Raw genomic sequence first — 13979 nt, 5'->3', positions numbered from 1 at the left:
TATGATAAGAATAGGAATAGTTGGTTATGGAAATTTAGGGAAATCATGTGAAAGTCTCATAAAAAGATCAGATGATATGGAACTTTTTGGAATATTTACAAGGAGAGACTTAAAGGAAGATAAGTTTTATTTATTAGATGATATTAATGATTATAAGGATGATATAGATGTATTGATACTTTGTGGTTCATCTGATAAAGATATACTTATTCAAGCCCCTAAGTTGATTGAAAATTTTAATACTGTTGATAGCTTTGATACACATAAAAAAATCTATGATTACTATAAAGAAATGGATAAACTAGCAAAAGATAATAAAAAGACAGCATTAATATCAACAGGTTGGGATCCAGGTTTATTTTCTTTAATTAGAACCTATGCTGAGTCAGTACTTGAGGACGGAAATACCTATACTTTCTGGGGAAAGGGTATAAGTCAAGGACACTCTGCTGCAGTAAGATCAATAGATGGTATAGCTGATGCAAGTCAATATACTATTCCAAAGGAAGACTACATTGAAAAGGTAAAAAATGGTGAAAATTTAGAATTTAAAGCAGAAGATGCTCATGTAAGAGAGGTTTTTGCAGTAGCCAAAGAAGGATATGACCTAAAAGAATTAGAAAAAGAAATAAAGTCAATCCCTAATTACTTTGATAAGTATGAAACAAGTGTTCATTTTATAAGTCAAGATGAACTCAACAGAAATCACAAGGGAATGCCTCATGGAGGAAGAGTAATTAGAAGTGGTAAGTCGGCTAATAATAACCTATCAACCATTGAATTTAGACTTGATCTTGATAGTAATCCTGATTTTACAGCAGCAGTAGATTTAGCCTATGCTAGGGCTATTTATAGATTCAATAAAGAAGAAAAATATGGTGCTTATACAGTACTTGATATAGCACCAAAATACTTATCTAAAAAAGATTATGACAAACTTTTAAAAGAAAATATTTAAAAATTGGCCTTTTGGCCAATTTTTAATTAAAATATATCCAATTAATTGCTTTTTCTATGATTTCAAATTCAATATTATTAGATTTGAAAATTTCTCCATCAATATTTGCAAGAATATCCTCTTTTGCTTTTATAAGACCTTTTTTAACCTTTATTTCCTTAAGATACTTTGAATTTTCAAGTTTTCCATACTTATATCTGACTATAAGAGATGGAAGCAGCAATGTTGGTATTTTTTTAGCATAAACTAAATTTAAAACTCCATCATCAACTTTTGCAGATGGAGCTGGGTTAAAACCAGATCCATAAAATCCACCATTGCAAATAGCTGATAAAAGAAACTTATCATTGAATTTTAACATATTTCCCTTATCATCTTCTAATTTTAAATATAGGTCTTTATAAGAAATCTTGGGAATAGATTTTAAAACTCCAAGTAGATAGGCTTTTTTTCCAAGATTTGGATTTTTATCGAGAATCTTGTAAGCATTCTCTAAAACAATAGTGTCAAAACCTAATGATAGAACATTTATGCATATTGAATTATTTACCTTAATTAAGTCAATCTTTTTATTTTTGAAATTTAATAGACTATTGATTGAAAAATTCTTGTAAGAGAAATTTTTAGAAAAATCATTAGCAGTTCCCATTGGTATGAGTCCTAAAGATGAATTATTTCTATCATATTTATAAATAATTTCAGCGATTTCATTTAAAGAACCATCTCCGCCTGCAACAATAATAGCTTTTTTAACATCCTTGTTAGATTTAATAAAATCATAAGTCGCAATTTTAGCGTGATTTTTATAGTTTGTTTCTATGATTTTAACATCGTTTTTTCTATTTTTATAAAGTTTTTTTAAATCATTTTTTCCTATATCAAATTCAGTTTTACCAGACTTTGATGATAGGATATATAATATTTTTTCCATAAATCACCATCAAATATAGAACTATTATAACATGAGTAAAATGTTTTATAAAAAAATGTTATAATAAAATCTAAAGTATAGAAAGGAGATAAGATGAATTTTGTTGATTATCTTGAAATAGAATATATAAAAGATAAGGATGGGGAAATCTTAACCAGAATACCTATAAAAAATTATTGTCTAAATATTAATAATATAGTTCATGGAGGGGTTATTATGACCCTAATTGATACGGCATGTGGTAAGAAAGCATCTGAAATTTTTGGTGAAGTAGAAATTGTAACAACTGAAGGCTATACAAATTTTTTAAGACCAGCCCATGATACAGCTTATTTATATGCAAAATGTAATGTTAGAAAGAAGGGTAGACATATTGTAAATATAGATTGTGATGTATTTGATGACAATTGCAAACTTATTGCTATAGGAAGATTTTCTTTTTTTAAGCCAAATTAATTACCATATTTTAACTTCTTATGATATAATAAAAAAAGTTCAATAGCACGCCGACACCTTGGTGTGTTAAAGTAAAGGAGTTAAATATGAACAATGAAAGAAAATTCTCGTCTAGATTAGGTTTTATCCTAACGGCGGTAGGAAGTGCAGTTGGAATGGCGAATGTCTGGGGCTTTCCTTATAAGTTTCAAGACGGAGGTCTAATCTTTCTCTTGTTTTATTTGGTGTTTGTATCCATTTTTGCCTATGTAGGTTTATCTAGTGAATTTGCAATAGGTAGAAGAGCTGAAACAGGAACTCTAGGTTCTTATGAGTATGCTTTAAACTCCAAGAAAAATAATGAAAAACATAGTTTTATAAGTAGAAATATTGGATTTATTCCTCTAATAGGTTCGCTATTTATAGCTATAGGTTATGCAGTAATTGTAACTTACGTATTAAAGGCCTTGGTAGATTCTTTAAGTGGTGAACTTCTAGTAAGAAATAGTAAAGATTGGTTTGAATCTTTTTCACAAAAAGATTATTCAGTTGTTTTTTATCATTTTATAATTATAGCAGTAACACTTTTTACTTGTTTAAAGGGAGCTCATACAATAGAGAAGTCCAATAAAATTATGATGCCAGCATTTTTTATTTTATTTGTAATTATAGCAATTTATATTCTTTCTTTACCTAATGCTTTAGAGGGATATAAGTATATGTTTAGGCTAGATTTAGATAAGTTAAATCTTAAAACTATGGTTAATGCCATGGGACAAGCTTTCTTTTCTCTTTCTGTAACAGGTAGTGGGATGATTGTTTGTGGTTCTTATCTAAATAGGGATGAGGATATAATATCTGTAACAAAGTCAACAGCTATATTTGATACTCTCGCAGCACTTTTATCATCGTGTGTAATTGTGCCTTCTGTATTGGTTTTTGGCCTAGAACAAGCTGGTGGACCAGGACTTTTATTTGAAGTATTACCAACTGTTTTACAAAATATAAAAGGTGGTCGTATATTTGCAATCATACTTTACACAGCTGTTATTTTTGCAGGTGTATCTTCCCTTCAAAATATGTTTGAAGTGATTGTAGAATCAATAATGCATAGATTTAAGAAAATAAGTAGAATTAAAGCCTTAACTATTATTGGTCTTATAACTTTTATAGTAGGAGTTAATATGGAAACAATAAATGAGTGGGGACCTTGGATGGATCTTGTTTCCATTTATATTATACCTATAGGTGCATCTATAGGAGCTATAACTTGGTTTTATTTTTGGAAAAAGGAAGAATTATTGGATGAAGTTAACCAAGGAGCAGATAAGAAAGTTTCTCTTAAATGGTATAGGCTTGGAAGATATGTATATGTACCAATAGCAATTATTTTATCAGTTTTAGCCTTAGTATTTAAAGTAACATTTTAATGGAGAATTTTATGGAAAATAATGGAAAATTTACTAATAAGTGGGGATTTATTATGGCTTGTGTTGGAAGCGCAGTAGGCCTTGCCAACGTGTGGGCTTTTCCTTATAAGCTTGGAATGAATGGAGGACTCTCCTTTTTAATTCCCTATCTATTTTTTGTATTTATATTTGGAAGAGTAGGACTTGCTGCTGAAAGTGCGGTGGGTAGGAAGTATAAGTCAGGCCCTATGGGTGTTTTTAAAAGTGTTTGGAAAAGTAGGGGTAATGAAAAAGTAGGAAAAATTATTAGGTGGATTCCTTTAATTGGAGTTTTTCTTTTAGCAATAGGTTATACAGTTGTTATAACTTATGTACTAAAAGCTCTTTTAGATTCAATAAATGGAAGTCTATTGAGTACTGATTCAAATGTGTGGTTTGAGTCAATATCTACTAAAGATTTTGTCTTATTAAAAGAACATCTTTTACTAGTAATTATAGTTTTTTTAACACTTGCATATGGAACTAAAGGTATAGAGAAAACTAACTCATTTATGATGCCTTTATTTTTTATTTTATTTATACTTTTAGCAGTAAGAATTGCTTTTTTAGATAAGGCGTTTGAAGGTTATAAGTTTATTTTTAGTATGGATGTAAGCAAATTGTTTGATATAAAATTGTGGATTGCAGCTATGGGACAGGCATTTTTCTCCCTATCTCTTGTATCAACAGTTATGGTAGTTTATGGCTCCTACCTTCCTGAAAGTGAAGATATAGTTCATAATTCTACTATAACCGCTGTACTTGATACTATTGCAGCAATGCTTTCGTCATTTGTTATGCTTCCAGCAACATTTGCATTTGGATTTTCTCAGTCAGAAGGACCAAAGCTTATTTTTGTAGTTTTACCTAAAGTTTTACAAAATATATCTGGAGGAAGATTATTTGCGGTTATTCTTTATATAGCTATAGTATTCGCAGGAGTTCTATCTGTTCAGTCTATGATTGAAACTGTGGCAGAAGCTATTACATCTAAATTTAATAATTTAAATAGAAATTTAGTTTTAGTAGTATTAATGGCAATAGTATTAATGGCAGGATTATTTTTACACCCTATAGCTAAATGGGGAGTTTGGATGAATTTTGTTACAATCTATATACTCCCTATATCTGCTATAATGGGTGCAATATCATGGTTTTGGGTTATGAAAAAAGAAGATCTTTTAGATGAGATAAATAAGGGTACTAAGATAAAACATAAAAACGCTTGGTATTATCTTGGTAGATACTTGTATGTACCAATGGCCTTAATTTTATGCATTATAGCTATAAGATATCAAATATCATTTTAGGAAAATCAACAAAACTTTGTTATATTATAGATAAAAAAGGAAAATCATGTGAAATATACTAGAAAAATTATAAAAATCTTATTATTTTCTTTGATATTTTTTTCTTTATCATCATGTAAAGTAAAAAATGAAGAAAAAATCAATTCAAAAGAAGTCGTAAGTATTGTAAAGCTAATTGATGATATAAAAAATCCTGAAAAAACAAGTGATAAAGATTATAAGTCAAATATTTCAACCAAAATAGTAAATGATAAAGAAAATAAGAAGAATAATAATATAGAAAAAATAAGAATAAAAGCATTTGGAGATATAATGGCTCATATGTCACAAGTAAATCATGCTTTTTATTCAACAGGTCAAACAGCTTATGACTTTTCTAGTCAATTTTCATATATTAAAGATTTTGTGAGTGATTCTGATATTTCAATAGGTAATTTTGAAACTTCAGTAAATCCTGACAAGGAAGCATCAGGATATCCTATGTTTACCACACCAGTAGATTATATTAAAGATATAAAAGATACTGGATTTGACATCTTAACTACTGCAAATAATCATTCCGCAGATTCAGGAGAAAAGGGAATATTCGACACTATATCTTATATGGATAAAAATGATATAGACCATGTTGGGACAAGAATTAAGAATGGAGATAGAATTTTATATAGGAATGTAGGAAATATAAAATTGGCAGTTCTTTCCTATACTTATGGTATAAATGGTCTTGAATCTATTATTACAGAAAATGAACCAGAAGATTTAATAAATTATTTAGATTCCGAATTAATTAAAAATGATATAGAAGATGCCAAGAAAAATAAGGCAGATTTAATAATTTGTTATCCACATTGGGGAAATGAATATGAATCTTACCCTAGTCAAGCTCAAGTAGAACTTGGAAGAAATATGATAGAATGGGGAGCAAATATTGTCATAGGAAACCATCCTCATGTAGTTCAACCAGCAGAATCATATAAAGCAAAAGATGGAAGAGAAGGATATATTGCATACTCATGTGGTAATTTTATTTCCATGCAATCATTAGAAGGCTTGGGAGATATTAGAACTGAACAAACTGTAGCCTTTGATATTAGAGTTGAAAAAAATATTGCTACTGGTGAAATTAGACTTGATAAGGTAGAATTTTATCCTATATGGGTAGGCCATGGATATGATGATTATGGCGCATATGCAAAAGTATATAATACAACTGATTTTCTTGAAGGCGGAAAATATTATGACCAAGTAGATGAAGTTCAAAGAGAAAGAATTAGGCAGGCTGACTCAATGGTCACAGATACGATTAATACTAAAGTGGACTAAAAGAAAGGCTCAACTGAGCCTTTTTTTATTATTTGATTTGTGATAAAATAATAATAGTATTTGCTGAGGAGTTAATATGGGTTTTATAACTAAAATAGATATATCAATATTAAATTTTATACAAAATACTCTAAAATCACCTTTATTAGATAACCTTATGACGAGTATAACAGCTCTTGGTAATATGGGTATATTTTGGATATTGTTGATATTAATATTTCTTACAACAAAAGAGTATAAAAATATAGGAAAAATAATGATTTTTTCCTTAATTGTAAATACTATAATAGTAAATTTAATATTAAAACCTTTGTTTGATAGGGCAAGACCTTTTGAGATAGTTGATGGAATAAAGCTTTTGATACTGAAGCCAACCGATCCATCCTTTCCATCTGGACATGCAGCAATTTCATTTTGTATGCTTACAGTAATACTCTTGTTTTCTAAATCAAAAACGATAAATATAATGGCAACAATACTTACGTTTTTAATAGCATTTTCTAGATTATATCTCTATGTTCACTATCCTTCAGATGTTATTGTAGGATCGATATTGGGAATAACTTGTGCAATATTAGGAATTAAATTTTACTATTCTAGAAATGCAAAAGAAATTAGAGTGAAGTTAAGAAAGCTTTATAAAGACATAAAAGATTTTAGAAAATTATAAAAAATTTGCAAGGAGTTTTAATTAATGATATAATATACAAGTATTATTAATGCTGGTGTGTCGGAATTGGCAGACGAGACAGACTCAAACTCTGTTGCTTTTCGGAGCGTGTGGGTTCAAGTCCCACCACCAGCACCATTGATTTTTTATTTTTCCATGTTTGCAGGCTTAGGCCTGCTTTTGTTTTAGAATGAAAATGATAAGAAAAAAAGTAAGGAAATTATGAAGGATATTATAATATTAATACCAGCCCTAAATCCACCTAAAGAAATTCTATTTAACTACATAAATGATTTAAGGAAAAAAGGATTTGAAAGAATTTTAATAGTGGATGATGGCTGTAGTAAAGATTATGAAAAATTTTTCGACGATTTAAAATGTAAGGGTGTAGAAATATTTAAGCACTATAAAAATTTTGGGAAAGGAAGAGCATTAAAGAATTCTTTTAATTATATATTAAATAATTACAATGATTTTTCTTATGTCATAACAGCAGATTCAGATGGTCAACACAATGTATCTGATATTGAAAATATAGCTAATATTCTTAGACTATCAAAAGAAAATAAACTTTATTTAGGCTCTAGAAATTTTAATAAAGATAATGTTCCTTTTAAAAGTGCATTTGGAAATAAAATAACTAGCTTTGTTTATAAAATTATGTTTGGTGATAAAATTTATGATACTCAAACAGGTCTCAGAGCAATATCAAAAAAACATTTAGAAGATTTCTTAGATCTTGAAGGCGAGAGATTTGAATATGAGATAAATATGCTTATCTACTCTTCAAAAAATGATATAGAAATTGAAGAAATTCCTATAAAAACAGTATATTTTGACAACAATAGTGAAACCCATTTTAATCCAATAAAAGATTCTTTTAAGATTTATTTAGTGATGTTTAAGACATTTTTTAAATTTATCTTATCATCTATTTCATCTTGGATAGTAGATATAAGTTCATATACATTACTTGTAAAAATCTTAAAGAATATGTTTACAAGCTTTTCACCTATCATATGGATTTCAACGATAGTTGCTAGGATTATTTCTGGCTTATTTAATTATACAGTAAATAAAAACTTGGTTTTTAATGATGATGTCAATCATAAGAACGTATTTCTTAAATATATTTTTCTATGGTTAAGTCAATTAATATTATCTGCATTTTTAGTAGATAAGATATATTATATGATAAATTTAGATTCATCTATTATAAAGATAGGAGTAGATAGCCTTATATTCTTAGTATCATTTAAGATACAAGATAAGTATATTTTTAATTAAAGAATATAATAGTTTTATGTTTTTTATTTTGATAAGTTTAGAATCGGCAAAATAAAAATCTATACAGTATGATTTTATCAATAGGAGATATTATGTTAGTTATAAATTTGATTCTTATAAGTTTTTCTTTTTTAGGATTTTCTTTGTTTATTAAAGAACAAATTAAAATCTCTACATCATTTATACCATTTTTATATGTTTGTGTAATATCTAGTTTTGTATATATTTTAGCACTTTTTTCAATAATGAAGATAGGCATATATGTGTTTGATATAATACTTTCAATATACTTTATATTTATAATAGTCAAAAAAAAAGAAGCTTTACTAAAATTGAAGGATTATTGTTTTTTTTTAGTTTTACTCATAATCTTATTTTTAATACTTTTTAATAAAAAAATGCTTCATTACGATAATTTTAGTCATTGGGCTAGAATATCTAAATTTTTGATTGAAACAAATAGACTAAATAATGAAGGTGATAAATATATTTTATTTAATACTTACCCTCAAATGTCCGCTTATTTTATATATGCTATAATGAACTTTTTTTCATACTCAGAATTTGGTGCAATGTTTGTAAATGGATTTGCTATACTTAGTGGGTATTTTGTATTATTTAGTAAATTCAAGAAAAATTTAGTAAGTGTTTTTTTGTTTTTTATTTTAGCAATAACAGTATTATATTTTAATACACCAGTAAATAGTTTGTTAGTAGATACGCTTATATCGACAAGTGGTTTTGCAAGTATGATATATGTTTATGAGAATGATTTTATAAATAATAAGAGTAGTTCTTTAATGATTTTTCCAATAATACTTTATACAAGTCTTATTAAAAACTCTAGTGTTTATTTTACAATTCTTATAGTATTCTATTTAATATATAAATATATAAGAAAAGATTTAAAACTTGTAATTTTCTCTCTATTAAGCTTATTTATAAGTCAAAGATCTTGGTCATTTCATATTCATAAAACTTTTACTGAATTTGGCAAACATAGTCTAGATATAGAAAGTTATAAGACAAATTTTTCTCTTAAGACAAGTGAAGACATAAGATTAATAAGTGAGAGATTTATAAATGCAATTTTAGAGCAAAAAATTATATTTTTATTTTTTATAGTTTTAGTTATAGTATTTTTATTAAGTAATAGAAAAAATAAAGTTTTAAAAATAATTATAAGTTTAGCTACTATATATATTATTTATCAATTAGGTAATTATTATATGTATTTATATTCAATGCCTACGTTTGAGGCTATAAATCTAGCTTCATTTGATAGATATAGTAAAACAATTGACCTTTATTTAATATTATTAGCTATATATTTATTAATTAATAAATCATTTAGAAACTTTTTAATTATATCTATTTCAATTATTTTACTTACAATTGTAACACTTATTAATTATAAGGATATGTATAATAACTCAGAAAATATATTTGTAAAAAATAAACTTGATCAGTTTTATAATAGTATGCCAGAGCATAGCAAAAATATTTTAATAGTATTAAATGAAGATAAAATCGGATATTATAAATATATGATAGGATATATTTTTCAAAAAGATAATACGGATATAATCACAAAGAATAATATTTCGTCTATAAATAAAGATGATTATGATTATGTTATTGACTTAAGTAAGTAGTTTATTGGCTACTTACTTTTTTAATTTAGATTTTAAAATATGTTATACTAATATAAAGGAGAATTGTATGAGTAAAAAAGTAATGCTAATAGATGGATCTAGCTTGATATTTAGAGCTTTTTTTGCCCTCCCAAATCTTACAAACGCTGATGGTGTTATGACAAATGGTGTTTATGGATTTTTGACAATGTATTTTAAGGCTGTTGAAGAATACAAACCTGATTATATACTTGTAGCTTTTGATAAAAAGACTAAAACTTTTAGACACAAAGAATTTGAAGATTATAAGGCAAATAGGGATAAGGCTCCAAATGAACTAAATTATCAATTTGGTATTTTAAAAGATATACTAGATTCTTTAAATGTTAGATATTTGGATATAGATGGTTATGAAGCTGATGATATTGTTGGAACTTTTGCAAAAATTGCAAAAGATGATGGACTAGATACTGTAATAATTACTGGGGATAAGGATTATTTTCAACTTGTAAATGAAAAAGTTGTAGTTTATCTTACACGTAAGGGAATATCTCAAATGGAAGAGATTACAGAAAAAACTATTAAAGAAGAATATGGTCTATCTCCAAAACAGCTTATAGATGTTAAAGGACTTATGGGGGACAAAAGTGATAATATTCCGGGTGTTGATGGAATAGGTGAAAAAAGAGCTATTAAGTTCATTCAAGATTATGGTTCTATGGAAAGTCTCTATGAAAACTTAGATGAAATTTCAGGAAAGAAGACAAAGGAAAATTTAGAAAATTCTAAAGCTATTGCCTTTTTAAGTAAAAAGATAGGTACTATTGTAACTAATGCTCCAGTAGAAATTAAATTAGATGATATAAGGGTAAAAGAACCTGATTTAAATTCTTTAAAGGAAAAGTTTTCAAAATATAACTTTAATAAATTTCTAGAAAAATTTGAAGATAGTGAAGAAAAGATAAAAAAAAGTTTGGACTTTTCTTATGAATTTAGCAAAAATTATGAAATAATTGATGAAATTCAAAAAAGCCAAAACTTCTATTTTAAGACTATCTATGATGGAGAAAATTACATCCATTCAAAACCACTTTTTATTGCTATAAAATCAGATACTTCAAAAACTTATATATACGACTTGGATGATGATTTTGTTAAAAACTTCAAAGATATATTTGAAGATAAGCTAATAAATAAAGTGTCATTTGACATAAAAGAAGATATAGTTCTTCTTAATAAAATAGGTATTAATGTAGAATTACCATATGATGATGTAATGCTTATGCATTATCTTATTGATCCATCAAGGTCTTCTTATGATATTAAGGCTTTATCACAAGTATATCTTAAATATGAAGTTGAAAATAAAGAAGTATTGCTAGGTAAAGGTAAGAAGAAAAAGTTATTTATAGATTTGAATAAAGAAATACTTGGAAAGTATATGGCATCAACACTTAATGCCATAGAGGACTCCAAAGATATCTTAATCTCAAAGCTTACTGAACTTACAATGTTTGACCTATATAAGGATTGTGAAATAAAGCTTTCAAAAGTTTTATCAGAGATGGAAATTGTTGGCTTTGTTTGTAAAAAAGAAGAACTTGAAAAGATTAAAGAGGAAGTATCAGTTGAAATCAAATCGTTAGAAGATGATATTTATGAGCTTGCTGGATCTGAGTTTAATATAAATTCTACTAAACAATTGGGAAAAGTTTTATTTGAAGATTTAGATCTACCAATTATCAAAAAAACTAAGACTGGATTTTCTACAGATGCTAAAGTTTTAGAAAGGCTTAGAGATAAACATGAAATTATACCAAAAATAGAAAAATATAGGGAGTTATTTAAATTAAAATCAACCTATCTTGAATCTTTAGAAGAATGTATAGATGAAGATGGAAGAATAAGATCTACCTTTAAACAAAATGTTACAGCTACAGGAAGACTTTCTTCAACTGAACCTAATCTTCAAAACCTACCTATAAGAACTGATGAGGGTAGGAAAATAAGAAAGGCTTTTAAGGCAGATGAGGGAAAGATTTTAGTTGATGCTGATTATTCACAAATTGAATTAAGAGTTCTAGCCCACCTTTCAGATGATAAAAAGATGCAGGATGCCTTTTCTTATTCTGTAGATATTCATACAAAGACAGCATCAGAAGTATTTAATACGCCAATTAATGAGGTTACAAAACTTCAAAGAAGTGAGGCAAAAGCGGTAAACTTTGGGATAATTTATGGAATCAGTGATTATGGTTTAAGTCAAAACTTAAATATTCCAAGAAAAAGGGCCAAAGAATATATAGATAATTATCTAAATACTTATCCACAAATAAAAGAATATATGAAAAAAATTGTAGATAAGGCAAAAGAAGATGGCTTTGTAAAAACTATCTTTAATAGAAGAAGATATGTGCCTGAAATAAATTCTAAAAATTTCAATGTAAGAAGTTTTGGCCAAAGGGTTGCACTTAATACACCAATTCAAGGTTCTGCAGCAGATATTATAAAATATGCCATGATAAAAACCTATGAGAATTTAAAAAAATCAAAAATAGATGCAAAAATTATTTTACAAATTCACGATGAAATAATCCTTGAAGTAGGAAAAGAAGATGAGAATAAGGCTAAAGAAATTTTAGAAAAATCTATGCAAGATGCAGCAGATTTGAAAGTTCCACTTTTAGTTGATATAGATTCTGGAGATAGTATGTATGAATCCAAGTAGGATTGTAATTACAGGAACTATTGCTAGTGGTAAGTCATCCTTATCACAAATTTTAAGAGATATGGGGTATGAGGTTATTGATGCAGACTTAGTAAATAGAGAACTTTTAAAAGAAGGTGGTAAAAATTATATTGCTATAAAAAAAATAGATGCATTTAAAGGAGCTTTTTTAGATGGTAAGCTTGATAAAAAAGTTTTGGCTTCAATAATTTTTGATGATCCCCAAAAAAGAGAAATTTTAAATAAAATAAGTCATAAAAATATTATTAATCATATCAATCATATGATAGAAAATTATAAAGGTAATTTAATTTTTGTTGAAATTCCTTTGTTTTTTCAAATGAAAGAGAAATTTTCATGTGATTATATATGGCTTGTAAAAGCAAATAGAAATATACAGATTAAAAGGCTAATTAAAAGGGATAAGATAAGAAAAGACTACGCTATAAAAAAAATAGAAAGTCAAAATCAAAGTCTAATGGAAGAAAAATCAGACATTGTATTTGATAATAGTTCTGACTTATCTAATCTTAAAGAACAAGTGAATAGAGCCTTAAAAGATTTGGAGAAAGTATGAAGGTATTAAAAAGTATACTTAAAATATTTGGACTAATAATTATAAGTTTTTTGATGGTGGTTGTGATTAGTTTTTCACTAATAGCCTACCAAACATCTAGACAAAAAATAGCCTATCAAGAAGAAATATATAAATATTCAGAAAAATATAATGTAGATCCTTTGCTAGTATCATCTATTATAAAAGTAGAGAGTGATTTTGATATAAATGCTCATTCTAGTCAAGATGCAATGGGACTTATGCAACTTTTAGAAAATTCTGCAAAACACAGTGCAGAGATTTTAGGTGAAGATTATTTACCAGATAAACTTAAGGAAGTAGACTATAATTTAAATCTTGGAGTGGGATACTATAATTATTTATATAAATATTATAACAATAAGGATTTAGCTCTTGCTGCATATAATGGTGGAATAGGTAATGTTGATAAGTGGATTGAGGATGGAATAATAGATAGGTATGATCCAGAAATTAGTAATATTCCAATTGAAGAAACCAGACAATATGTTATAAAAATTAATGCAAACTATGATTTGATGCAAGTTTTCTATGAAGATGGGCTTCCAACGCAAGAAGATTTATCAAATAGGAAAAAATTAGCTATTAAAAACTATAAGAGTTTTTTAAAGAAAATAAAAACAGATTTGCTTTAATTATTGAATAATATCGTGAAATAAA

General features: G+C 27.0%; 12 protein-coding genes and 1 tRNA gene. 12 read left to right on the top strand and 1 reads right to left on the bottom strand.

Going from position 1 to position 13979, the window contains the following annotated elements:
- Position 1: 1 nt before the first annotated feature.
- Entirely contained in the window at positions 2–958 is a 957-nt protein-coding gene (locus FYJ26_RS02035; protein WP_154539121.1) for a diaminopimelate dehydrogenase, read from the top strand.
- A gap of 22 nt (positions 959–980) precedes the next feature.
- Here FYJ26_RS02035 and FYJ26_RS02030 read toward each other — a convergent pair whose 3' ends face one another.
- On the bottom strand, positions 981–1889 hold the full coding sequence (locus FYJ26_RS02030; RefSeq protein WP_154539119.1) for a diacylglycerol/lipid kinase family protein: 909 nt from the start codon (positions 1887–1889) through the stop codon (positions 981–983).
- 93 nt (positions 1890–1982) lie between these two features.
- On the opposite strand from FYJ26_RS02030, the gene FYJ26_RS02025 reads away from it, so the two are divergent.
- The 11 genes from FYJ26_RS02025 to FYJ26_RS01975 all read left to right on the top strand — a co-directional run bounded on the left by FYJ26_RS02025 (position 1983) and on the right by FYJ26_RS01975 (position 13954).
- Positions 1983–2345, top strand: a complete 363-nt coding sequence (locus FYJ26_RS02025) for a PaaI family thioesterase (protein WP_154539117.1) — start codon at positions 1983–1985, stop codon at positions 2343–2345.
- Between the two features lie 86 nt (positions 2346–2431).
- Positions 2432–3754, top strand: a complete 1323-nt coding sequence (locus FYJ26_RS02020; RefSeq protein WP_154539115.1) for a sodium-dependent transporter — start codon at positions 2432–2434, stop codon at positions 3752–3754.
- Between the two features lie 11 nt (positions 3755–3765).
- Positions 3766–5082 (top strand): sodium-dependent transporter, encoded by a 1317-nt coding sequence (locus FYJ26_RS02015; RefSeq protein WP_154539113.1) that lies wholly within the window; start codon positions 3766–3768, stop codon positions 5080–5082.
- Between the two features lie 48 nt (positions 5083–5130).
- A complete protein-coding gene (locus tag FYJ26_RS02010; RefSeq protein WP_326831227.1) occupies positions 5131–6405 on the top strand; it encodes a CapA family protein in 1275 nt (424 codons plus the stop codon).
- Between the two features lie 76 nt (positions 6406–6481).
- On the top strand, positions 6482–7075 hold the full coding sequence (locus FYJ26_RS02005) for a phosphatase PAP2 family protein (protein ID WP_154539111.1): 594 nt from the start codon (positions 6482–6484) through the stop codon (positions 7073–7075).
- Between the two features lie 51 nt (positions 7076–7126).
- Positions 7127–7213: transfer RNA gene (locus FYJ26_RS02000), tRNA-Leu, on the top strand.
- 84 nt (positions 7214–7297) lie between these two features.
- Positions 7298–8362, top strand: a complete 1065-nt coding sequence (locus tag FYJ26_RS01995; RefSeq protein WP_154539109.1) for a glycosyltransferase — start codon at positions 7298–7300, stop codon at positions 8360–8362.
- A 92-nt stretch (positions 8363–8454) separates the two neighbouring features.
- A complete protein-coding gene (locus FYJ26_RS01990) occupies positions 8455–10017 on the top strand; it encodes a hypothetical protein (RefSeq protein ID WP_154539107.1) in 1563 nt (520 codons plus the stop codon).
- A 67-nt stretch (positions 10018–10084) separates the two neighbouring features.
- A complete protein-coding gene (polA, locus tag FYJ26_RS01985) occupies positions 10085–12724 on the top strand; it encodes a DNA polymerase I (protein WP_154539105.1) in 2640 nt (879 codons plus the stop codon).
- On the top strand, positions 12711–13301 hold the full coding sequence (gene coaE / locus FYJ26_RS01980) for a dephospho-CoA kinase (RefSeq protein ID WP_154539103.1): 591 nt from the start codon (positions 12711–12713) through the stop codon (positions 13299–13301). Before polA ends, coaE begins: the two co-directional genes overlap by 14 nt.
- A complete protein-coding gene (locus FYJ26_RS01975) occupies positions 13298–13954 on the top strand; it encodes a lytic transglycosylase domain-containing protein (RefSeq protein WP_154539101.1) in 657 nt (218 codons plus the stop codon). The genes coaE and FYJ26_RS01975 overlap by 4 nt, the downstream gene beginning before the upstream one ends.
- Positions 13955–13979 lie beyond the last annotated feature (25 nt).

Origin of the sequence: Anaerococcus porci, assembly GCF_009696575.1 — a bacterium.
GTDB classification, from domain to species: Bacteria; Bacillota; Clostridia; order Tissierellales; family Peptoniphilaceae; genus Anaerococcus; species Anaerococcus porci.
This window is presented reverse-complemented; position numbering and strand designations above follow the sequence as displayed.